At 72.5% G+C, this 24,429-nt stretch carries 7 protein-coding genes; 6 read left to right on the top strand and 1 reads right to left on the bottom strand.

Features of this window, described 5'->3' with window-relative positions:
- The first annotated feature begins 157 nt into the window (after nucleotides 1-157).
- The 6 genes from ACFU5O_RS20935 to ACFU5O_RS20910 all read left to right on the top strand — a co-directional run bounded on the left by ACFU5O_RS20935 (nucleotide 158) and on the right by ACFU5O_RS20910 (nucleotide 22,973).
- A complete protein-coding gene (locus ACFU5O_RS20935; protein ID WP_384242523.1) occupies nucleotides 158-14,821 on the top strand; it encodes an SDR family NAD(P)-dependent oxidoreductase in 14,664 nt (4,887 codons plus the stop codon).
- 65 nt (nucleotides 14,822-14,886) lie between these two features.
- The gene (locus ACFU5O_RS20930; protein ID WP_384242521.1) at nucleotides 14,887-17,385 is read left to right on the top strand and encodes a thioester reductase domain-containing protein; all 2,499 of its coding nucleotides are present in this window, start codon (nucleotides 14,887-14,889) and stop codon (nucleotides 17,383-17,385) included.
- Nucleotides 17,382-18,521 carry an alpha/beta hydrolase gene (locus ACFU5O_RS20925; protein ID WP_384242519.1) on the top strand — a complete coding sequence of 380 codons (1,140 nt, stop codon included), beginning with the start codon at nucleotides 17,382-17,384 and terminating at the stop codon, nucleotides 18,519-18,521. Before ACFU5O_RS20930 ends, ACFU5O_RS20925 begins: the two co-directional genes overlap by 4 nt.
- A gap of 64 nt (nucleotides 18,522-18,585) precedes the next feature.
- On the top strand, nucleotides 18,586-19,365 hold the full coding sequence (locus ACFU5O_RS20920) for an alpha/beta fold hydrolase (protein WP_384242516.1): 780 nt from the start codon (nucleotides 18,586-18,588) through the stop codon (nucleotides 19,363-19,365).
- 863 nt (nucleotides 19,366-20,228) lie between these two features.
- A complete protein-coding gene (locus tag ACFU5O_RS20915; RefSeq protein WP_384242514.1) occupies nucleotides 20,229-21,548 on the top strand; it encodes an MFS transporter in 1,320 nt (439 codons plus the stop codon).
- Between the two features lie 120 nt (nucleotides 21,549-21,668).
- Nucleotides 21,669-22,973 (top strand): SGNH/GDSL hydrolase family protein, encoded by a 1,305-nt coding sequence (locus tag ACFU5O_RS20910; RefSeq protein ID WP_384242512.1) that lies wholly within the window; start codon nucleotides 21,669-21,671, stop codon nucleotides 22,971-22,973.
- Between the two features lie 61 nt (nucleotides 22,974-23,034).
- Here the strand turns inward: ACFU5O_RS20910 and ACFU5O_RS20905 are convergent, their stop codons facing one another.
- Complete coding sequence (locus ACFU5O_RS20905) at nucleotides 23,035-23,628, bottom strand: serine hydrolase (RefSeq protein ID WP_384242510.1); 594 nt, start codon at nucleotides 23,626-23,628, stop codon at nucleotides 23,035-23,037.
- Between the last annotated feature and the right edge of the window lie 801 nt (nucleotides 23,629-24,429).

Raw genomic sequence — 24,429 nt, 5'->3', positions numbered from 1 at the left:
TCCTACTGGTCGCGCGCCGGCCACTCCCGGTCGTGCGGCGCCCGAATCCGCCGGACGTCAGCCGTATGCCGGCGGCATCAGCCGCATGCCGGGTGCACCGGCCGTACCGGTCGTACGGAAACCGTCCGAGCCCGAGTTCACGAGGACACCTGTCTAGATGCCTGCGAACGAGTCCCCGAAGCAGTCCGCCGAGAGGTCCGTCACGACCCTGGAGGGTGTGCGGGCCTGGCTGGCGTCGGCCGTTGCCGAGGCGGCCGGGCTCGACCCGCTGGCCGTCGACCCGGAGCGGCCCATCGCCGAATTCGGGCTGGGGTCACGCCAGTTGGTGACCCTGGCCGCGGATCTCTCCGAGCGCATCGGCCGACCGCTGGAGCCGTCGCTCGTCTTCAACCACCCCACGATCGCCGCGATCGCCGAGGTGGTCCTCGACGCCGGGCCCGCCGGTGCGCCGACGGCGGCGGTGAGGGCGCCGCAACCTGCACCGGCGGACGGGACCGTACAGGCGGACGACGACATCGCGATCATCTCCATGGCCTGCCGCTTTCCCGGCGGCGCCGACGACCCCGAGGCGCTGTGGCGACTGCTGACCACGGGCGAGGACGCCATCTCCGAGGTGCCCGCGGGCCGTTGGGACACTCAAGGGCTGTACGACCCCGACCCGGAGGCAGTCGGCAAGGCGTACACCCTGCGCGGCGGTTTCCTCTCCGACATCGACCGTTTCGACGCGTCCTTCTTCGGGATCTCGCCGCGCGAGGCCGCGGCGATGGACCCGCAGCAGCGGCTGCTTCTGCAGACCACCTGGGAGGCGACAGAGCGTGCCGGGATCGTTCCGGAGACGCTGAACGGCAGCTCCACGGGCGTCTACGTCGGCCTGTACGACAGCGGATACCTGGCCTCGGCCGGACTGGGCCAACTCGACGGGCACGTCGGCACCGGCTCGGCGTCCAGCGTGGCCTCCGGCCGCATCGCCTACACCCTCGGTCTCCAAGGCCCGGCGGTCACCGTCGACACCGCCTGCTCCTCCTCCCTCGTCGCCCTGCATCTGGCCGCGCGGGCGCTGGCGAGCGGCGAGTGCGACCTCGCGCTCGCGGGCGGCGCGACGCTGCTGGTGACCCCGCGCGGACACGTCGAGTTCAGCAGGCTGCGCGGGCTGTCGCCGTCCGGGCGGTGCAGCCCGTTCTCGACCGACGCGGACGGCGTGGTGTGGGCCGAGGGCTGCGGTCTGGTGCTGCTCAAGCGGCTCGCGGACGCACGCCGGGACGGTGACCGGGTCCTCGCGGTCGTCAAGGGGTCGGCGATCAACCAGGACGGCCGCAGCCAGGGGCTGAGTGCCCCGAACGGTCCTGCGCAGGAACGGGTTCTGCGCGCCGCCCTGGACGCCGCCGGGCTCAGGCCCGACGACCTGGACCACGTGGAGGCGCACGGCACGGGCACACGGCTCGGCGACCCCATCGAGGGCCGGGCGCTTGCCGCCGTCTTCGGGCCGGGCCGCCCGGCCGAACGGCCGCTCGGTATCGGCTCCCTGAAGTCCAACATCGGCCACACCCAGGCCGCGGCGGGCATCGGCGGTGTCATCAAGACGGTGCTGGCACTCGGCCACGAGTTGCTCCCGGCGTCGCTGCACGCCGAGACCCCGACCGAGCACGTCGACTGGGCCGGCGGCGGCATTCGCGTGCACAGCAGCGCCGAGGCATGGCCGCGGGGCGGTGACCGGGTGCGGCGGGCCGGGGTGAGCGCGTTCGGGATCAGCGGTACCAACGCCCATGTGGTGCTGGAAGAGGCGCCCGAGGACCTGGCGCGGCCGGCCTGCGCGCCGACGCCCGCCCCGCAGCCGCAGCCGCAGCCGCAGCCGCAGCCGCAGCCGCAGCCGACCGACCAGCAGACGGCTGCCGAGCCCAAGTCTGCCGAGGAGCCTCCCGCACCGGAACTGGCTGCCGAGCCCAAGCCTGCCGAGGAGCCTCCCGCACCGGAACCGGCTGCAGAGGTACCGGCTGCTCAGGTACTGGCTGCTCAGGTACCGGCCGATCAGGAACCGACTGCCGAAGAGCCCTCCGCGGAACTGCCTGGCAAGACCCTCTTCCCGCTCTCCGCCCGCACCCTCCCCGCCCTCCAGGGACAGGCCCGCCGTCTGCTTGAAGCGCTCGCGGCCCAGCCGCGGTTGCCACTGCCTGATGTGGCCGGAACGCTCACCCACCACCGTACGCACTTCGAGCACCGAGCCGTCGTGCAGGTGGGCAACCGCGAAGAACTGCTGACCGCGTTGCACGGGCTTGCCGAGGGACAGCCCGACGCCGACCTGGTCGTCGGCCCTCGACGGACCATTTCCTCCGGGAAGCTGGCCTTCGTCTTCCCCGGGCAGGGGGCCCAATGGGCCGGTATGGCGCGCGATCTGCTGGACCACTCCACGGTGTTCGCGGACGAACTCGACCGGTGCGACGCCGCCCTGCGCCCGTTCACCACGTGGTCGGTGGCGGCCGTTCTGCGCGGCGACGCGAGCGCCCCGCCCATGGACCGTGTGGACGTCGTCCAGCCGGTCCTCTTCGCCGTGATGGTGTCCCTGGCCGCTGTGTGGCGAGCCCGTGGCGTACGACCGGACGCCGTGATCGGGCACAGCCAGGGCGAGGTCGCCGCAGCCTGCGTCGCCGGGGCGCTCAGCCTCAACGACGCGGCGGCTGTGGTCGCCCTGCGCAGCCAGGCCCTCACCGAGCTGTCCGGCACCGGCGCCATGGCGGTGGTCGCCCTTCCGCACACCGAGGTGGAGGCCCGCCTCGCCGCCCTCGGCGGCCGGGTGTGCGTCGCCGCTGTGAACAGCGGCCGCTCGACGGTGATCGCAGGAGACGTGGAACCGTTGGAAGCGCTGCTCGCCGAGTTCGACCGGCAGCAGGTGTTCGTCCGCCGCCTCGACGTCGACTACGCCTCCCACAGCGCCCAGGTCGAGCCGGTGCGCGCGGCGATCCTCGAGGAACTCGACGGGGTCGCCACCTGCCCGACGTCCGTTGCCTGGTACTCCACGGTCCTGGGCGAGCCGGTCGACGAGGAGCTGGAAGCCGACTACTGGTACACCAACCTGCGCGAACCCGTCCGCTTCGCGCCCACCGTCGAACGCATGGCCGCCGACGGCTACCGCTACTTCCTCGAGCTCAGCCCCCACCCGTCCCTGCTCACCGCTGTGCGCACGGTGGCCGAGGACACCGAGGACACCGAGGACGCTGCCCACGAAGTGGTCGCCGTCGGATCGCTGCGCCGCGACGAGGACGGGCCCGCCTGCCTGGAGCGGGCCGCGGCCGAACTCCACGTCAACGGACGGCAGATCGACTGGCGCCGACTGGTCGCCGACGCCGGGACGCTGGACCTGCCGACGTACGCCTGGGACCAGCAGCGCCACTGGATCGAGCCCGAGTCCGCCCCCGGCGCCCCCGGACTGTTCGACCGCGCCGCGCACCCGCTGCTCGGCATCCAGCTGCAGTCGGCGGACGAGACCCGCTGGACCTTCCGCAACGAGTGGTCCCCGGCCACCGCCGACTGGCTGCCCGACCACGCCGTGTTCGGGCGGACCGTGGTGTCGGGCACGACCCTGATGGAGCTGTGCCGCGCCGCGCTCGCCGTGGCCCGCCCGGACGAACCCGGTGACGTCACCGACCTGCTCCTCCTCGCGCCGCTCACCCTGCCCGGGTCCGGCACCGTCGAGGTGTCCGTCGAAGTGGTCACCGCCGGTCCTGCACCTGAGGTCACCGTGCACAGCCGTCCGCGCGGCCAGGAGTCCACGGGCTGGACCCTGCACGTCACCGCCTCTGCCATCGTATCCGCCCCGGTGACGGCGGGGCAGCCGCCGGTGTGGCCGGAGGAGGCCGAGCCGGCCTGGAGCCCGCAGACGTACGAGCGGCTCAGCGCGCTCGGACTCGGCTACGGATCGGCCTTCCAGGGCGTACGGTCGGCGGTCACGACCGCCGACGGCGCGCTGCTGGCCCGGCTCTCGCTGCCGTCCTCGGCCCGCGACGTGGCCGACCCGTACCCGGTCCACCCGGCGCTGCTCGACGCCGCGCTGCAGCTGGCCGCGGCGTTCGACGCGTCCGACGGCCGGGTGCTGCTGCCGGTGGCTGTGGGCCGCTGTGTCCTGCCGCCCGGCGGCGCGACGGACCTCACCGCGTCCGTACGGCGAACGGGCGGCTCCGGCACGGACCTCACGCTGGACGTGACGCTGTGGGACGCCGACGGTCTCCCGGCGGCCCGCCTGGAGAGCGTACGGCTGCGGGCCGCGGACCCGGCGGACCTGAACGGTGCCTCGGAAAGCGGCCGGCACTTGTACGAGGTGGCGTGGACGGCCGTAACCGAAGAGCCCGCAGAGGGGCCGGGCACCGCATGGGCCGTCCTCGGTGACCGGTCTGACCCGCAGGTCACGGCGACCCTGCGAGGCCTTGAGGCGGCCGGGATCCAGGTGGGCGAAACGGGCGCCGACGTCCTCGTGAGGTTCTGGCCGCGCGCGGCGGCGGACACCGAACCGGCATCCGTGGCGCAGGAGTTGGCTGCCACGGCACTGGCCGAACTGCGTGCGCTGATCAACCTCCCGCAGGACGAGGCACCCTCGCGGACCGTCTGGGTGACCCGCGGCGCGGTCGCGGCCGCCGACGGGGACACGGTGCCAGGCTTCGCCCAGTCGGTGCTCTGGGGCCTGGCCCGCAGCGCCCGCACGGAACACCCGGACCTGGGGCTGACCCTGCTCGACCTCGAGGGCTCTGATCCCGCGGGTGCTCTGCCGGCCGCTGTGGCGCATGCCGAAGAGCCCGAACTCGCCTTCCGTGCAGGCACATTGCTCGTCCCGCGGTTGGTGCGCGCCCGTGCAGGCGACGAATTGCGGATCCCGGCAGAGGACGGCTACGAGCTGGCCGGCCTTCCGGCGGATGTGACGTTGCGCGCGGTGGCACCCAAGGCCCTGGCCCCCGGCCAGGTGAGGATCCAGGTGCACGCGGCCGGTGTGCACCCCACCGGGGCCCTCGTCCCAGGTGACGAGGCCCTGCGCGCCGCGTGCGCCGGTGTGCTCACCGAGGTCGGCGCCGACGTCGAAGGACTCGCCCCCGGTCTGCCCGTCCTCGCCCTCGCCGACACCGCGCCCGGCTCCGAGGCGATCGCCGACGCGCGGCTGGTCGCGGTACTCCCCGACGGCCTGCCGTTCACCACGGCCGCCGCCCTGCCCCTGGCACCGGAGTCCGCCGCCGACGCGTCCGCGCCCGGCCGTGAACAGCTCGGCGCGGCCCTGCGCGCGGCCGTCGCGGCGGTCGCCGCCGGACAGGTGCGCCCCGCTCGCCCCCAGGTCCTGCCTGTCACCGCCGCGCGCGAGGCGATGCGGCTGCGGACCGTGTCGGACCGTCCCGTCGTCCTCGACCTGGCCGGCCGTCCCACCCTCGTGCCCACCGACGGCACAGTGCTGATCACCGGAGGTCTGGGTGCCGTCGGCCGGCACATCGCCCGGCTCCTGGCCGAACATGGCGTACCACGACTGGTGCTGACGTCCCGTCAAGGTCCGTACGACTCGCGGACCGACGAGGTGACCGCGGAACTGAACGCTCTCGGCGCCGAGGTCGAGGTGGTTCCCTGCGACATCGCGGACGCGGCGGCCGTGGCCGACGTACTCGCCCGCATCGGCGAGGAGTTGCCACTGCGCGGCGTCGTGCACTGCGCCGGCGTCCTGGCCGACGGCGTCGTCGCCGAGCTGACGCCCGAGCGCCTTGTTCAGGTGCTGCGCCCCAAGGTCGACGGCGCCTCCCACCTGCACCGGCTCACCGCCGGTGCGCCGCTCGACCTCTTCCTGCTGGTCTCCTCGGCCGCCGGGGTCGTCGGCAACGCGGGACAGGGCAACTACGCGGCAGCCAACGTCTTCCTCGACCAACTGGCGCACCACCGGCGGGCCCTGGGCCTGCCCGGCGTCTCGGTCTCCTTCGGCGCGTGGGCGGGTGAGGGCCTCGCCGCCGAACACGCCGACCTGGAGCGGATGGCCCGCCTCGGCCATCGCGCCCTCAGCCCCGACCAGGGCCGCGAACTCGTCGAGCTCTCCTTGCGGCACGGCGCACCCCACCTCGTCGCCTGGGCCCTGGATCTGCCCCGCCTGCGCGAGACCGCGGCCGCCGCAGGCGGCACCGCCGCGGCACTGTGGCGTTCGCTGCTGCCGGCGCCCCGCACCGGCCAGGACGGCGGTGACAGCCTGGCGGACCGCCTGGCCCGACTGCCCGAGGCCGAACGCGCCGCGCGCGTACTGGCCCTGGTCCGCGAGGAAGCCTCCCGCGCCCTCGGCCTGCGCTCTGCGGAGTCCCTCCGCCCCGACCGGCCGCTGCGCGATCTCGGCATGGACTCGGTGACGGCCGTCGAACTGCGCAACCGTATCGGCACGCGCATCGGTGCCAGACTTCCTGCCACCCTGTTGTTCGACCACCCCACCCCGGCCCGGCTCACCGACCACCTGCTGACCACCGCACTCGCGACGGGCGGCCGTAAGACCCGCCCGACCGCGCCCGACCGGCAGGAAGCCCGCACCGCGACCTCGGTGTCCGACGAGCCGGTCGCCGTGGTGGCCATGGCATGCCGTCTGCCTGGCGGAGTGAGCGATCCGGAGGATCTGTGGCGCCTGGTCGCGGAGGGCCACGACGCGGTGGGCCCGTTCCCGGCGGGACGCTGGGACGTGGAGTCGCTGTACGACCCCGACCCGGAAGCCCTGGGCAAGTCGTATGCCCGGGAAGGTGGCTTCCTGGACGACATCGAATCGTTCGACGCGGGCTTCTTCGGGATCACCCCGAAGGAAGCGGCAGCCATGGACCCGCAGCAGCGCCTGCTGCTGGAGACCGCGTGGGAGGCATTGGAGCGCGCCGGGATCGTGCCCGCCGAGCTGGCGGGAAGCACCACCGGTGTGTATGTCGGCATGTTCGGCAGCGACTACCTGGCGGGGTCCCGCCTCGATCAGCTGGACGGGTACGTCGGTACGGGATCGGCGCTGAGCGTGGCCTCGGGCCGCCTCGCGTACGCGCTGGGGCTGGGCGGCCCGGCGATGACGGTCGACACGGCGTGCTCTTCGTCGCTGGTGGCGCTGCACCTGGCGGCGCAGGCGCTGCGGTCGGGCGAGTGCGACCTGGCCCTCACCGGTGGTGTGACGCTGATGGTGACGCCGGGGACCTTCGTGGAGTTCAGCCGTCTGCGGGGCCTGTCCCCGACCGGTCGCTGCCGCTCCTTCTCCGACGAGGCCGACGGCGCCATCTGGGCCGAGGGCGCGGGAATGGTCGTACTGAAGCGGCTGAGTGACGCGCGCCGCGACGGTGACGAGGTGCTGGCCGTTCTGCGTGGCACGGCCGTCAACCAGGACGGACGCAGCCAGGGGCTGTCAGCGCCCAACGGTCCGGCTCAGGAGCAGGTGATCCGGCGGGCGTTGGAGCTGTCCGCGCTCGAGCCGGGCGACATCGACTACGTGGAGGCGCACGGGACGGGCACGACCCTCGGTGACCCGATCGAGGCGAACGCCCTGTCCGAGGTCTTCGGCGACTCGCGTCCGCAGAACCGGCCGCTGCACCTGGGCTCGCTCAAGTCCAACATCGGGCATGCTCAGGCGGCTTCGGGCGTGATCGGGCTCATCAAGGTGGTGCAGTCGCTGCGCCACCAGAGCCTTCCGCGCACGCTGCACGCCGGCACGCCCAGCAGGCACGTCGACTGGGACGGCAGCGGGCTGCACCTGCTGCAGGAGGCCGTGGCCTGGCCGCCGTCGGGGGAGCGAACACGGCGTGCGGGCGTGAGCGCCTTCGGGATCAGCGGAACCAACGCGCATGTGATCGTGGAGGAGGCCCCGTCGGTCGGCGCGGAGCCGCAGGGCGACGTCACCCCGGGGAAGCGGCTGTTCGTGCTGTCGGGGCGCAGTGAGGACGCCGTGCGGGGGCAGGCCGCGCGGCTGGCCCGGCACGTGACCGAGGACACCGCGCTGCCGGACGTCGCCCACACGCTGGCGCGCCACCGTAGCCACTTCGAACGGCGCGCGGCGATCGTGGCGGGCGACCGGGACGAACTGCACTCCGCGCTCAACGCGTTGGCGACCGGACGGTTGCCGCTTCCACCGCCCCGCGAGGAGCAGACGGGCAAGGTGGCCTTCGTCTTCGCCGGGCACGGTGGTCAATGGCCGGGCATGGGTGTCGAGTTGATGGCCGGCACGGAGGCGTTCCGCGAGGAACTGTCCCGTATCGACGAGACGGTACGCCGCCAGGTCGGCTGGTCGGTGCTCAACGTGCTGCGGGCGCCGGAGGAATTCACCCCGCTCGACCGGACCGAGTTCCTGCAGCCCGTGCTGTTCGCGGTCAATGCGGCGCTGGCCGCCGCCTGGCGTGCGCACGGCATCTCCCCGGATGCGGTGGTCGGGCACAGCCTGGGCGAGATCGCCGCCGCGTACAGCGCCGGCGCCCTCACCCTGGACGACGCGGTGGCCGTGGTCACCGGGCGCGCACAGGCGGTCGTTCCGCTGGTCGGACGGGGCGGGATGCTGGCCGTGGAGCTGCCACGCGCGGAGGCCGAGAAGCTGCTCGCGCCGTACACGGACCGGCTGTTCGTCGCAGCGGTCAACAGCGCACGCTCCACGGCCGTCTCCGGTGACGCCGACGCACTGGCCGAGCTGAGCCGACACCTCGACGAGCAGGGAATCCCCGCACGGCGCCTCTCGACACCCTTCGCCTCGCACACTCCTTTGATGGACCCGCTCCGCGAGGAACTGCTCGAGCGATTTGCCGGTATCGCGGGCACGCGGACGCCGACCCCGCTCTACTCGGCGGTGCTGGCCGAACCCGTGCCCGGCGACCGGCTGGATGCCGAGTACTGGTACGCCAACCTCAGACAACCCGTCCGGTTCGCGGACACGATCCGGCGGATGCTGGACGACGGCTACCGCTACTTCGTCGAGCTGAGCCCGCACCCGTCGCTCACCGCGTCGATCGAGGCGGTGGCGGCCGAGGCCGGGATCGACGCGGTCGGTATCGGCTCGTTGCGCAGGCAGCAGGACGGCCGCGACGTCCTGCTGCGCAGGCTGGGGGAGTTGTACACGGCCGGGCACACCCCCGAGTGGCCGGTGCTGTTCCCGGACGGCCGCAGGGTCGATCTGCCGACGTACGCCTTCGCCCGCGAGCGCCACTGGCTCGCGCCTGCTCCGGCCTCCCGGTCGGGCGGCGGCTCTCCGCTGCTCGACACGCACATCGAGGCCAGCGACGAACCCGGCAGGCACATCTTCCAGAGCGAGGTGGACCTGCGCGACAGCCGTTTCGCCTTTCTGACCGACCACCAGGTCAGCGGTGAGGTCTGGCTGCCCGGCGCCGCCTTCCTCGACATGGCCCTGGAGGCCGCGTCCGCTCTGCAGGACGGCGGCGAAGTGCGGCTGGCCGACGTCCGGTTCGTACAACCGCTGCGTCTGGACGCGGACCGGCCCGTACGGCTGCAACTGGTCATGCGGCCCGACGAGGACGGTTTCAGGGACTTCACCATCGCCTCTGCGCCCGCCGGTGAGCGGCGCCCGCGATGGGAGCGGCACGTGGGCGGACGTGTCGCTGTGACCGCCGACCGGCCCGCGGCCGAGCCGGGCGAGCGGCCGGCCGCGCTGCGCGAGCGGTGCGACGAAGAGGTCGACCTGTCGAGCGTCTACGCCGGGCTCACCGTCCTCGGCATCGACTACGGCCCCGCCTTCCGTGGCCTCGAGGAGGGCCACCGCACGCACTCGGCGGCGCTCGGCCGGCTGGCCGACAGGCCCGCCGCCGGCCACCTGCTGCATCCCGCCGTCCTCGACTCCGCCTTCCACACGGCCGCCCTGCCGGGCGACGCGCCCGAGGACCGGGCGTTCGTGCCCGCCGGCGTGGGCCGGATGCGGTTCACGGGACTGCGCACCACGCCCATGTGGGTGACCTGCCATCTGCGGTCCGTCGACGGGGACAACGCGACCCTGGACCTGAGGCTCTGGGACGAGAACGAGCAACTGGTCCTGGAGGCACAGGACCTAGAGCTCGCCGCTCTCTCGCCGCTGGACGGCGCGCTCTTCGAGACCCGCTGGCAGCCGCGCCCCGTCGCGCAGGAGCCGCCGGCCAGGGGAAGCTGGCTGATCCTGGCCGACGAGACGGGCGTGGCCGCCGAACTCGGTGAGCGGCTGGGCTCGACGGTGCCCCATGTGATCGCACGCAGGGGTGAGTCGTTCGGCGTCGAAGGTCCCGGCCGATATGTCCTCGACCCGGCCGATCCACAGCACTTTTCCCGTCTGCTCGACGAGGCCTTCGCCGACGGACCGCCCGAGCAGGTGGTCCAGCTGTCCGCGCTCGACGCCCCGGCGATCGGCGATGCCCGTACCGCCCGGGAAGCGGCCCGGCTGTGCTGCCTGAGCACCCTCCACCTGGTGCGGGCGCTCGCCGACCGCCCGCAGGGACGGGCTCCCCGCCTGTTCGTGGTCGTACGCGGCAGCCAGGCCGCCGGGGACAGCACGCAGGTGACGCACCCTCAGCAGGCGCTCGCCTGGGGCTTCGGTCTCGCGGTGGCGCAGGAGTACCCCGAACTGTCGACCACGCTGATCGACCTGCCGTCCGCGGACGGCGCCGACGCCCTGTGGACGCAGTTGCGGCACGCGGACGACGAACGGCTCGTCGCGCTGCGGGACTCGGGCCGTCTGGTGCCGCGCCTGGCCCGCACCCGCCCGGACGACGGCGGTCAAGGGGAGATCACCCCGGACGGCGTGTACCTGATCACCGGCGGTCTGGGTGGCCTCGGCCGCGTCGTCGCCGAGCGACTGGTCCGCCGCGGAGCCCGCCGACTGGCTCTGATGAGCCGGGGCAGGCCCGACGCCGGCAGCGCGAGCTGGATCAAGGGTCTCGAAGCGCGCGGCGTCACCGTGCACCTCGCCCGCGCCGATGTCGCCGACCGTGACGGCCTGACGGCCGCCTTGGACGCCGTACGACGTGAAGCCGGCCGGATCACCGGAGTCGTCCACGCGGCCGGTGTGCTCGACGACGCCACGGTGGCGAACCTGACGGACGAACGAGTCCTGCGGGTCCTCGCCCCCAAGGTCCTGGGCACCGCCCTGCTGAGCGAGCTGGTCCCGGAAGCCGGGAGCCTGGTCCTGTTCGCCTCGGCGGCCGGTCTGCTCGGCTCGGCCGGACAGAGTCCGTACTCGGCGGCGAACGCCTTCCTCGACGCCTGGGCGCACCACCTCTCCCGTAGCGACCGGCGGGCGCTGAGCCTCGACTGGGGTGCCTGGAAGGGCGTCGGCATGGTCTCTGAGTCCGGCACGCGGTCCGCGGAGACCAGCCGGTCCGGCCTGGTCGCCTTCTCCCCGCAGGACGGCGGCGAGCTGTTCGAGCGGGTGCTGGCCACCTCCCGTCGCCAGCTCGCTCCCGTCGCCCTGGACTGGGAGATGCTGGCGCTCGACCCGGACGCGGCGCGGAACCGACCGATCCTGGGCGACCTGGTCAGCGTCCCGACCGGTACGGCGGACTCGGACGGCCTCGTCAAGAAGGTGTTCGCGGCGACGAACGACCACGACCGCGCCGCCTGGCTCGAAGCGTACGTACGGGCCAGGGTGGGCGACGTCTCCGGGGGAGCCGTGGACGTGTCGGCGACCACGGCCCTGAAGGAACTGGGCCTGGACTCCCTGATGCTCGTCCGGCTGCGCAACACCTTCGCCCGCGAGGTGGGCGTCGAACTTGCGACCGCCGATGTCTTCTCGGCGTCCGACATCCGCGGCCTCGCACGGGCGCTGGGCGCGGCCCTGCCCGAGCGGAACGAAGCGGCACAGGAGCAGCGGGCCGACCTCACGCCGGAGGTGCCGGAGACCGAACTGCGGCCCGCGACCCGCGACGTCGTACGGCTGCTGCGCAGTGCCCGGCCGGGCATGCCGGAAGCGGCGCACGCCGTCGGCCTGGCCGTGCGGCTCACTGCGCCGACAAGCCGCGAGGCGCTCACCGACATCCTCACCCGACTCTCCGGGCGCCACGCGGCCCTGCGCACCGCGATCGTCACCGACACCGGACGCACGCGGCAGCTGCGGGTGGACCGGGACCCGGCGCAGCCGGTGCTGCGGTGGACGGAAGTGGCCACCGACACCGGACTCGACGCAGCCGACCGGCTGCGGGAGTTGTTGGAGCCGTCGTTCGACCTGGCGAACCCGCCGCTGTGGCGGTTCGAGCTGCTCGACGGCGGGGCGCGAGGCCAGATCCTGCTGTTCGGCGCGCATCACGCGGTGAGCGATCTGCAGTCGCTCCTGCTCGTGGCGGGGGAGATCGACGCCGAGCTGTCCGGCACCCGGCTCGGTGACGCCGTCACCAACCGCGACATCGACTTGCTGATCGAGTCCCAGCAGGCCGGCGAGGGGCCCGGTGCCGGCGCTGCCGAGTGGCGCGAGGCATTCCACGGCAGCGCCCGTCTCGACCTGACGCTCGCCCGGCCGCGCCCCGCGGCGCGGTCCTACCGGGCCGGCAGCATCACCGTGGCGATTCCCGACGGGCTCATGGAGCGGGTGGCGGCAGCCGCGAGCAGGCTCGCCGTCACGCCCGCCGCCTTCTGTCTCGGCACGCTGACCGTGCTGCTGGCACGCAAGCGCGAGCGCGAGCGGTTCGTGCTCGCCGTGCCCGTGGACACGCGTATGCACACCGACGCGTACGACGCGGTGGGCTTCTTCGGAGTGCCGGTGCCGTTCCCGGCCGAGGCCGGTGCGGACGAGCGGATCGAGGAGGTGCTGCGCCGTACCGACGGCCGTCTCGACCGGGTCCTCGCGAAGGGCGCTATGTTCTCGGACGTCCTGTCGACGCTCGCTCAGCAGGGGCTGTACCGGGCGAACGCCCCGCTGGTGGAGGTGTACTTCAACTACGTACGCTCCTCGGCGGGTCGCCTCGCCAACCTGGAGGTGCTGCCGGCCGGGACAGGCTACTCCGACCTCGACCTGATGATCACCATGACCCCGGACGCCGGCCGTGTCCGGCTCGACCACAACCTCGACATCCTGGACGCGGAGACCTCCACCGGGCTGGGGGAGGAGTTCCTGCGGCTGCTCGCGGACGCGGCCGAGGACCCGACGGCACCTGTTCGTACGACGCGTGCGTCGGTCGACGCCGCCCCGGCCACGACAGAAGCCGCGGCCACGACAGAAGTCGCGGCCACGACAGAAGCCGCGGCCACGACAGAAGTCGCGGCCACGACAGAAGTCGCGGCCACGACCGAAGCCCCGGCCGGCGACGGGCCCGTTGCCGCCCCGCGCCGATCCCTCGCCCTCGCCGCCACCTTCGCCCTCGGCAACCTGCCGCTGATGTGCGAGGCGGCAGTCGACGAGGCGACGCAGGACGGCGTCGTGACGGTGGCGGAAGCCCCGTACCACCAGGTGCTCGCCTGCCTGCGCGACCCCTCCGGCGTCTTCGCCGACCCCTCCACGGAGGTGGGTGCGGTGCTGCTGCGGGCGGGCGACCTGGAACGGTTCGGCCCGGTGGACGACGGGCTGCTCTCCCAGCTGCGCACCGAGTACCCGGCAGCGCTGCGGGCCCTGTCCGAGCGGACCCGTAAGCCGCTGATCGTCGGCTTCCTGCCGTCCGCGCGCGAGGACGACCGCTTCGAGCGGTGGGAGCGCGAGATCGCCTCCGAGCTTGCCGAGCTGCCCGGCATCGCGGTGCTCCGCCCCGACGACTGGACCCGTCACCACGTGGTCGAGGAACGCTTCGACGAGGCCACCGAGCGACTGGCCCACCTGCCCTTCACCCCGCACTTCCAGGCGGCGGTGGCCCTACGACTCGCCGAGGTCGTAGCAGCGGTGCGGCGCCCCGCGCCCAAGGTGATCGCGGTGGACGGCGACGAGACCCTGTGGGGCGGGGTGGCCGGGGAGATCGGCCCGGAGGCGGTGGACCTGACCGGTCCGCGTGCCCTGCTGGCACGGAGGCTGTTGCAGTGGCGTGCCGCGGGCGCGCTGCTTGCACTGGTCAGCAACAACGACGAGGACACGGTCCGCGCCGTCCTGGACCGCCCGGACAGCTTGCTGAAGGCGGAGCACTTCAGCGTGCTCTCCGCCACCTGGGGCCCGAAGTCGGGCCGACTGGAGCATGCGGCGCGCACGCTCAACCTCGGACCGGAGAGTTTCCTGTTCCTCGACGACAACCCGGTGGAGATCGCGGGAGTGCGCTCCGCGTTGCCGGAGGTGCTCTCGGTGACCTGCCCACCGGCTGCTGAACTGGAGGATTTCCTGTACCGGTTGTGGCCGATGGTCCCGGCGGCGGCGACGGCCGAGGACTCGCTGCGTGCGCGGTTCTACGAGCAGGAGCGGGAACGGGACGCCGTACGCGAGCAAGCCGGTTTCGAAGAGTTCCTCGCACAGTTGGAACTTGAGGTCGACATCCGGGCCCTGTCCGACGACGGGGTCCAGCGGGCGGAGCAGCTCGTCCGCCGTACCAACCAGTTCACCCTCCGCGCCCGGTCGGCCGACGGCGGCGAGCTCGCCCGGTGGCGGGAGCGCGGCGAGGTGTGGACGGCCGCGGCCCGGGACCGTTTCGGCGACTACGGCCAGATCGGTCTGCTCGCCATCTGTCCGCGGGGCGGCCAACTCGACGTACTGGCCTGGATGATGAGCTGCCGGGCGCTCGGCCGAGGTGTCGAGGAACGCTTGTTGCAATGGCTGGCCGACCGCGCCGACGAGCTGGGCTGCGCGAAGGTCCGGCTGACGGCGGAGCGCACCGCGCGCAACGTTCCGGCCCGTCGCCTCCTGGCCGCGCTCGGCGGCGGCGACCACGACGACGAACGCCTGGAGTGCGTGGTCACGCCGGAACACCTGCGGGCATTCCGCTCGTGGCAGCAGAAGTGACCGGGCCGGCTTCGGCCTTCGGCAGCAGTGAGGGATGAGGACGGTGCACAGGGTGAAGGGCTCTCATGCGTGATGTGAACGAGGACGTGTCGGCGTACGCCGGACAGCGGGCGACCGGCGAGTCGATCGAGCGGGGCGGCGGTGGACTCAGCGTGGACGCTCTGCTGGCCAAGGTCAGGACGGCCGCCCCGCCCACGCCGACCGGCCCGGATTCCGGTGCACTTCAGCCGACGGGCACCGGCTCGGATTCCGGAGCCGGCACCACCCCGGCGCAGGATGTGGACGGCCTGGCCGACGCCGTCGCCGCCGCGGCGGGCCGCTATCTGCCGGAGGGGCACCTGTCGCCCGACACCGACTTCTTCGACGCGGGGGGCACCTCCGTGCACGCGGTGGAACTCGTCGCGGCACTGGAACGCGAGCTGGGCATGGAGATCGGTCTGGACGACGTGTTCGCCGACGCCCGGCCGCGCAGCCTCGCCCAGCGCTGGCTGGTGGCCACCGGGACCCCGTCCGTCCCCTCGGCCACGGCCGCTGCAGGCACCCCGGCGGCCACCGCGACCGGCACCCGGGCGGCCCCGGGCACCCTCCCGCTGCCTCCGGGCGCCGTCCCGCTCTCCGCCGCGGGCACCCGCCCGGCCCCCGCGCCGACCACCCTCCCCGTCCCTTCCCCCCGCACCCCACAGGCGGTGGCGACCACCCTCCTGACCGGCAGCAGCGACGCCCCCCACTCGGCGGCCCGCCGCGAGGACCTCGACCAGATCCTGGCCGACCTCTCCCTGGCCGACCGCCTGCCCTGGACCGCCTCGCCCGATCCGCTGCCACCGCGCCGGATCCTGCTGACCGGAGCCACCGGCTTCCTCGGCAGCCACATGCTCCTCGACCTGCTGCGGCACAGCGACGCCCACGTCCACTGCCTGGTCCGCGCGGCCGACGAGGAGGCGGCCGTCGCCCGGCTCGGCGAGGCGCTGCAGAGTCACCAGCTCCCCTGGTCCTCGGAGATCCGCCGCCGGGTGACCGTGCTCCCCGGCGACATAAGGCGCCCGCACCTCGGCCTGTCCGACGACCTGTGGAACGCGCTCGCCCACGAGCTGGACAGCGTCGTCGGCGTCGCGGCGGCCGTGGACTTCCTGCGCGGCTACCAGTCGCTGCGGCAGAGCAACGTCCTCGGCGCGCTGACCCTGGCCGAACTGGCGGCGACCGGCCACCCCAAGCCCCTGCACCACATCTCCTCGATCGCCGTCTTCAACGAGGTCGGCATCCCCTCCATGGGCGAGGACGACCCGCTCGCCCACGCCGACCGCCTCGTCGCGGGCTACGACCAGACGAAGTGGGCCGCGGAAGTGGCGCTGAGGCGCGCGCGTGACCACGGCCTGGTGGTAACGGCGATGCGCCCGGGCGGCATCGGCGGCCACACCAGGACCGGCGCATACAACCCCCAGGACCTCAGCAGTGGCCTCATCTCCGCCTTCGGCCGCTTCCGCACCGTGCCCGCCTTCCGCTACCTCAACGCGGCCCCGGTGGACTGGGTGAGCCGGGTCGCGGTCGGCGTCATCTGCGAACCCGACGCCTGGGGCTTCGACTACAACCTGACGGGCGTGCCCAACACCCTCGACGACGTCGTCCAGGACATGGCGCTCGGAGGCATGCACGTGCGCGTACAGGACTGGGACGAGTGGCGCACCGACGCCCTCGCCCGCCTCGAGGCCGACCCGGTGCCCGAACTGGCCTTCCTGACCAGGGTGCTGCAGAGCCCCACCGCCCTCAAACTCTGTGAGGCGACGCTGAAGGGCCCGGCTGCGGCCGACGAGCGTACCGCCGCGCTCGTCGAGGCGCTCGGGCTTCCGCGGGCGGAACGCTACGACGCCCAGGCGCAGCTCAAGACGTTCGAGCGGCTCGCAGGCGACGGCCTCGCCCGGCTGCCGCACAAGGACGACCGGCCGTACCTGTGGTTCTCCGAGACGACGGAGGGCAGCGTGGGCCCGGTCGGCGCCCCGGCCGACACCCCCTGCTCGATGGCGCTCACCCTCTCCATCGCGAGCATGTACCAGCTGGTGAAGGAGCGCCGGGTGGACGTCAGCGGCGAGCTGGTGTGCGCGGCCGTGCATCCCGAGCCGCTGGTCGTGGAACGCGGCGACGTCTGGATCCGCCCCGAGGAGGGAATCCCTGAGCAGCACGGTCTGCGGCACCAACTCCTCTGCTACCGGCTGGGGTTGCGTGACGCCGATGGCGGGAGCTGGTGGCTGGAGGGCCGCAAGTACGCCCGGGCCCGCCGCGATGTATGGCGGCAGACCCGTGCGCTGAGCGTCGAGATCGGCCGCGAGGGCGAACCGGCGGTCCTGGCGGGCGAGGTCGTCGTGCCCGCGGACAGCTACATACGCGACCAGATCGACGGCATCAAGGTCGACCCGCGCCTGACCGGTCAGGAGAAGCGGGCCGCCAAGCTGACCTGGCTCGCCTGGTTCGGCCTGGAGATGGGCCGCGGCCTGCTCGGGCCCTTCGCGCGGGCTGCCGCGGACCTCCTCGACCTGCGCCGCAACCCGACCCTCACGGAGCGCAACCGATGATCCTCAGAACGACGAACTCCAGGACCACCAGGCCGGCAGTCCGGAAGGTCAGGACCACCACGGCCCTGCGCCCGCTCCACCACCGCCTCGATCCGGCGGCCGTCGAGGAGATCCCCTTCCGGGCGACCGACGGCGTCCGGCTCGGTCTGACCCGCATCGACAGCGGCGAGGCGGACCGGCCCGCCGTGCTGCTCCTGCACGGGCACACGGCGTCCGCGGACATGTTCCTGCTGCCCGAGACCCGCAACCTGGTCGACGTCCTCCTCGACGACGGCTACGAGCCGTGGCTGCTCGACTGGCGGGGCAGCTGCCGGCTGCCGTACAACGAGACCGGTCAGAAGTACACGTACGACGACGTGGCCCTGTACGACATACCCGAGGCCGTCTCCCACATCCGGCAACGCATCGGCGACCGTCCGCTGTTCGTGGTCGCCCACTGCATCGGCTCCCTCACGTTGTCGCTGAGCATGGCGGCCGGGCTGGTGCCGGGGCTCGCGGGCGTGGTGTCGCAGGGCGTCTTCCTGACGCCCAAGCTCGCAGGCCGCACGTCGCTGCGCATGTCGGTGGCCGGGGAGCTGCTGAAGAGCAGGATCGACCACATCCCGGTCGACTTCCGCAAGGTGGGCTTCTGGTCGAAGTACACGCCGCTGTTCGCGCTGGCCTCCCGGAAGGCGAGCTGTCCGGACCCGACCTGTCAGATCCTGCACAACTCGGCGTGGGGCACGGGCGCCTCGCTGTTCGTTCACGAGCACCTGTCCGAGGCCACCCACAACCGGCTCGCGGAGCTTCTCGGCCCCGCACCGTTGTGGATCCTGCCGCATCTGCGCCGGATCGAGCTGGCCCGGAGCGTGGTGCGCTGGCACGACGGGGACCACCGCTACCGGGCGCTGCCGCAGAACGCGCTGGACGCGGCCGGCCGCATCGACACCCCCGTCCTGCTGCTGGCGGGCAGCGAGAACGGGCTGTGGCTGGACTCCCAGAAGCTCTGCCACGATGTCCTCGCCCGCCGGCAGCCGCAACTGGACGTGGCGTACACGGAGATTCCCGGCTACGGCCACCTCGACACGTTCCTCGGCCGGGGCGCCGCCCTCGACGTGTTCGGGCACATCCTCGACTTCCTCGGCAAGCGACGGTGACGGCCGGCCCCGGGGCCGACTACCGTACCTGCCAGTAACCGGACCGTACTCCAGGAGGCGCCCCATGCCGCAGCTCGATGTCGACGGCGCAGCACTGACGTACGACGACGAGGGCCCCCGCGACGGCGACGGTGTGCCCCTGGTGTTCGTCCACGGCTGGACGGCCAACCGGCACCGCTGGGACCACCAGATGGAGCATTTCGCCCAGAAGCGACGGGTGGTTCGGCTCGACCTGCGCGGGCACGGCGACAGCGACGGGGCGGGGGCGCGGAGGATCGAGGAGCTGGCCGCGGACGTCCTCGCCCTCCTGGACCACCTGAAGATCGACCGGTTCGTGCTCGTCGGCCACTCCATGGGCGGGATGATCTCGCAGACCATCGCGCTGGCCCACCCCGAGCGGGTCGAACGCCTGGTGCTGGTGAACTCCATCAGCCGGATGACCTACAGCCGCGGCCGGGGCCTGCTGATGGCGGCATCCACGCTGGTGCCGTTCAAGCTGTTCGTCGCCACCAACATCCAGCGGGCGTTCGCCCCCGGTTACCCGCGCGAGGAGATCAGGGAGTACATCCGCGGCTCCTCGGCCACCCCGCGCGAGGTCGTCATGACGTGCTACGGCGCCATGCGGGCCTTCGACGTCCTCGACCGGGTCGGCGAGATCCGCATCCCCACCCTGCTGGTGCACGGATACCACGACATCCAGCTGCCCGTCTCACAGATGTTGCGGATGGCGAAGGCCTACCCGGACGCGGTGGTCCGGATCGTGGACGCCGGCCACGAACTGCCGGTGGAGAAGCCGGAGGAGCTGACGACGGTGCTCGACGGGTTCCTGACCGGCCGAGGATGAGGGGGTAGGTGGCCCGGTGGTTCCCTGCGGGGCTTGCCTGAGGCCACCTACCCGTGTCGGGGCCCCCGAGAGGGTCGCTACGTACGTGCCACGAGACGCCCCTGCCGCCGTCGGTCCGGCTGAGGGGAGGTGAATCCTCGGCACGGAGCAGGCCCGGCGCGTACCGCAGGCCGTCCTCACCTACCGGCGCTCCGGGATCTGCCGCGGCGAACCGCTCGCGGCGGACGGGGGAGGCACCCCGGATCGCGTTCCCGATCGCGGCGGCCGCGCCGAGGAGCAGGCCCCGGCCGGTGACAGCGGCCGGTGCAACTCGCCTTCGGTAAAAGGCAGAAGAGGCAGTTTCAGCCAATCCGTGGTGCACGCCGAGGTCCATTGACACACCCTCCGCGCATTCCGTCTACTTCTTACGCACCACTCGTCGGAGTTCAACGCGTGTCATGTGGCGAAGGGCCAACCATGAAGGTGCAGGGGGGCGAGGGGAGTCCGCTCGGCGGACGAGGCGATCCACCGGGAGAAGCCGGCCACCGCGCGCGACGGGCGCGGTCGGGGCCGCCTGGACGAGGAGCGCATCGCCGTGGCGCGGCAGGGGAGGTCCCCGGAGTCGCTGTTCGGACGCCGCGAGCAGGTCACCACTGACCGGTACGAGCCTGTCGTCCGATTCCCTCTGCGCGAGAGCTTCCACGTCCGACTGCGGCTCGGCCAGTGGTACCGGGCGCCTCGTCGGGTGTCCGCGCCGGATGCCTTCCACGTATCGCGGCGGACCTGGCCGACGGATCGGCACAGACCTCCGCCCGCCCTGCGTGAGCGCGCACAGGCGGTCCTGCGACAGGACACCACCCTGATACATGCCTGACGTTCCGTCAATGAACACGGCAATTCTCGAGGAGATCACGATGACCGCTGGGGAACGCCAGGGCAGGAGCATCCCCAAAGCTCCCTCGCGATCCGGGGGAACCTCCTTCACCGCCTCGCTGCCCCGGGGCGCGGGAATAGGGTGGTTCGGGACCGCCGCCCTGGTGAACGCGATAGGAACGGGCTTCTTCTACCCGTATCAGTTGCTCTTCTTCCTGGGTGTGACCGAACTCCGGCTCACCACCATCGGCGCCGGCCTCACGGCGGCGACCCTGCTGGCCCTGCCGGCCGTACTCCTCCTGGGCCGGTGGGTCGACCGCTTCGGGACACGGGCGTCCTTGGTCGCCGCGGCGCTTGTCAGGGCGGCCGTGTTCGTCGCGTATCTGTTCATCCACGACGTCGCATCGTTCATCGCCCTCGCCTTCGTGGCGGCGGTCGCCCAGAGGGCGGAGCAGGTGGCGATGCCGGTGCTCGCATCCGGCATCGCCCCCGAAGGACAACTGGGGAGCTGGCTGGCGCTCACAAAGGTGGCTTTCAACGCGGGCATGGGCTGCGGTGGTCTGCTGGCCGGGCTGGCTCTCGTCCAGACGTCCAGCCACGCGGGCTTCGTCACGGTCGGCCTGCTCAACGCGGCGAGTTTCGCCCTGACAGCGCTGCTCTACCTGCCGCTCCCGACGATCCGGGCGTCGGCCGCAGGACGGTCGTTCTCCGGCAGCCGCCCCTGGCGCGACCCGCTCTTCGTCCGGATCGCCACGGTCAACTTCCTTCTCATCACCGTCATCGTCGCCACCGAGGTGGGCCTTCCTGTCTATCTGATCGATGAGTTGGACACTCCGGCGTGGACCGTGGGTCTGCTCTTCGCCATGAACACGATCCTGATGGTGGTGTTCCAGCTTCCGGTGAGCAGCCGCTTGCGAAGCCGTGCGCCGCTGCGCGTCATCGCCGTGGGCAGTGTCCTGCACGCCGCTCTGCTCATCGTCCTCGGCCTGGCGGGACAGCTTCCGTTCGCAGCGCTGCTGCCCTTGCTCGTCATGGCGGTGATGATCTACACACTGGGCGAGATCGTGGCCACCCAGGTCCTCTCGGTGCTTCTCGTGACTCTGGCCCCGGATCACGAGCGCGGTGTCTACCAGGCTTTCAACCAGGTCCTCGTCGGCCTGTCGCTGGCCGTGGTGCCCCTGCTCGTGGCTCTCTTTCTCACCCATGCGCCGGCCGGGCTGTGGTGGATGCTCAGCGCCGTGACGGTCATCGTGCTCGTCGGCATGCTGCGCATGGACCGGCGGTCCGGCGCCGCGATCGCCGTCGCGACCGGCGAGGGGGGTTCCCGCTGAGTCTGCCCTTCGTCGGGAGACCCGGAACCGGCCCGGGGCAACGGCCTTACACCCTTTGCGCCCTGAGGTACCACGGGGGCCGCATGCCGAGTTCCCACGGCCGTATCGGATGATGTGCTCATGAAAACCCAGCGGGCCGGATATGGCCTGTTCGCCGCGCTCGTCGCCCTGACGCTTCTGATATGCGGCGCGATCATCACCTCATTCACCCTCGCCGGCAACGACCCCAGGCAGCCGTCCGGGGCCGGTTTTGGAACCGGCGGGCGCCACGGCGGTGCGACGGCGCAGGCAGTGGGCACGGGCGGCTGGGCCGGGACGTGGTCCGCAGCGCCCGGGAAGGCCGGGGCAGCCCCCTCCGGCGGGTACTCCGCGCGCAACGTCGTCCACACCACGCTCGGCGGCAGCCAGGCCAGGATCACCCTCTCCAATCTGTTCGGGACCGAGCCGCTGCGTATCGGGCACGCCTCCGTCGCCGTCGCCGTCGCCGCGGACGGCGCCGCCGCCCTGCCGGGCACCCTGCGTCAGGTGCTGTTCGCCGGGCGCGCGTCCGTGACGGTACCGCCGGGCGGTCACGTCGTCGGCGACCCCGCACTCCTCCCCGTTCCCGAGGACGGGCATCTGCTGGTCACGGTCCATGTCCCCGCGCCCGGCACGGTCACCCTGCACGCGCGTGCGCGCCAGACCTCCTACCTCGCCGCGGGGGACAGGACGCGGGACACCGACGGGACCGCCTACACGGGGCGCACGTCGGCCTGGCACTATCTGACCGCGGTCGACGTCCGCAATCCCGCCGCCCTCGGCACGGTGGTCGCCATCGGCGACTCGCTCACCGACGGTGCCGGTTCCACACCGGACGCGGACCGCCGCTGGACGGACAACCTGGCCGAACGGCTGCGCGCGGGCCGCTGGGGGTACGGAGTCGTCAACCAGGGCATCAGCGGGAACCGCGTCCTCACCGACGGCACCGGCCCGAGCGCGCTCTCCCGCTTCGAGCGCGACGTGCTCGACCGCTCCGGAGCACGGGTCGTCGTGATCGCGCTGGGGATCAACGACATCATCCGCCCGCCCCGCCCGGCGGACCCGGCGGCGGTCACAGCCGGGCTGCAGAGCCTCGCGCAGCAGGCACGGGCCCACGGACTGCGGGTCGTCGGAGCCACGCTCATGCCCTTCGAGGGGCACCGCCGGCACTCCCCGGCCCTGGAGGCCGTACGGGAGGAGGTCAACGCGGCCATCCGGGCGGGCACCGTCTTCGACGCCGTCCTCGACTTCGACCGTGCACTGCGCGACCCGTACGCCCCGGACCGGCTCGACCCGGCGTACGACTCCGGCGACCACCTCCACCTGAACGACGCGGGGTACGCACGAATGGCGCGGAGCGTGGATCTCTCCGTGCTGATCGGTGAACGACCGGCTGCCCGCCTCTGAAGCGCTCCGGCACCGCCTGCGATGTGGGCCGCTCAGGACTGCGAATCCGGTGGCCGGGGGGTCAGCGGATGATCGGGGACACGGGTGGGGGAGTGCTGCCGAGGACGCGCACGGCCGACTGCGCTGCCCGCTCCACGGCGGAGATGCCGTGGGACATGCTCCGGCTGCCGTCGGAGAGGATCACGACGTAGAACGTGCTCCCGTGGGCTTTGACACGCCCCATGCTGTTGATTGCCCAGCGTTGGGAGTGGGTGCGCAGCAGCCAGCCGTTCTTGAGTTGCCAACGGCTGCCTGCTGCGGACACCCCCCAGTTCTGGTCGGCGTCGATCCGGCCCATGAGGGTCTGGATCAGGTCGCGTGAGGCTCCGTCCAGCGGTGAGTGGTCGTCGAAGACCGCGGACAGCAGGGCCAGTTGGTCTGCCGCGGTCGTCCGGGTGAGGCCCCAGTGGGGGCCCGGACCCGGTCGCGTGGAGGTCAACCCCAGGGCCCTGTTGGCGTCAGCGAGTCCTTGGCCGCCGCCGATACGCCGCCACAGAGCATCGGCGGAGGCATTGTCGCTCCTCTGGATCATCGAAGCGGCGGTCGATGTCTCCCACCGGGAGAGCTCTCGTCCCTCCCGCTGGGCACGCAACAGCAGTGCCGCAAGAATATCCACCTTCGCGAGGCTTGCGGTGATATGCACTCGAGAGCCGTACACCGCCCGCCGACCGTCCCTGGGCGCCAGAACAGCGACCGACACGCGAGTGCCGCTCCCCGGTCGGATCGGGTCGAGAGAACGGGCGAGCGCACTGTTCACGTCCGTCGGGTCCGGCACCCGCGTGCCGCTGCTGCCCGGCGGCGCTTTGGCCGGCTTCCTGCTCTCCGATGTCGCCGTCGGCCGGTTCTGCGCCGGGGAGTGTCCACCCCGGTCACCGGATCCGTTCTGCTGACCGGCAGCGAAGCAGCCCGTGAGCAGCATGCCCGCAGCAGAGCATGCCAGCGCCCGCTGTATCCGCCCCCGGCCCGCGAGCACCTCGTCGTGTCCTCGCGAGTCGGGCGGGACACGAGCTTGCCCCTTCCCCTGGGACGAACAGGGAGCACCAATCGGATTCACCGGGGACCTCAATCGCACAAGTGAGCGGCAAACAGAACGGAAAGTGTGGTCACAGTCTTTTCCGTCGTGAGGCGCGCCGCATCCCGGCGCGGTTTCCGCCCAACGGCGCAACGCCCACCGCAGACATCCACCTGACGGCCAATTGGGGACGACACGAAGGCCCGTCTCTCCCCGGCCCTCCGCCCTGCCCTCACGCCGCCCCGTCGTGCGCCGCCGCCCCTGTTCCCGGGAACGTGGCCTCTCCCGCCGCCCTTGCCGGTGAGCGCCGCCCGGCGCCTGGGGGAGAGTTCGGCGGCGCGGCCATGCGTGTCATCGAGGAACGTGCCGTGTGCATGAACGCTCCGGTGCGTTGCTGCACACGGG

It is taken from the genome of Streptomyces sp. NPDC057445 (genome assembly GCF_042802855.1).
Lineage (GTDB): Bacteria > Actinomycetota > Actinomycetes > Streptomycetales > Streptomycetaceae > Streptomyces.
The sequence above is the reverse complement of the archived record's forward strand: the minus strand, read 5'-3'. Positions and strand labels throughout refer to the sequence as shown.

Coding starts and splice junctions, on each gene's coding strand:
- ACFU5O_RS20920 (WP_384242516.1), top strand. CDS start 18,586: ATGCCGCAGCTCGATGTCGACGGCGCAGCACTGACGTACGACGACGAG.
- ACFU5O_RS20935 (WP_384242523.1), top strand. CDS start 158: ATGCCTGCGAACGAGTCCCCGAAGCAGTCCGCCGAGAGGTCCGTCACG.
- ACFU5O_RS20910 (WP_384242512.1), top strand. CDS start 21,669: ATGAAAACCCAGCGGGCCGGATATGGCCTGTTCGCCGCGCTCGTCGCC.
- ACFU5O_RS20925 (WP_384242519.1), top strand. CDS start 17,382: ATGATCCTCAGAACGACGAACTCCAGGACCACCAGGCCGGCAGTCCGG.
- ACFU5O_RS20915 (WP_384242514.1), top strand. CDS start 20,229: ATGAACACGGCAATTCTCGAGGAGATCACGATGACCGCTGGGGAACGC.
- ACFU5O_RS20930 (WP_384242521.1), top strand. CDS start 14,887: ATGCGTGATGTGAACGAGGACGTGTCGGCGTACGCCGGACAGCGGGCG.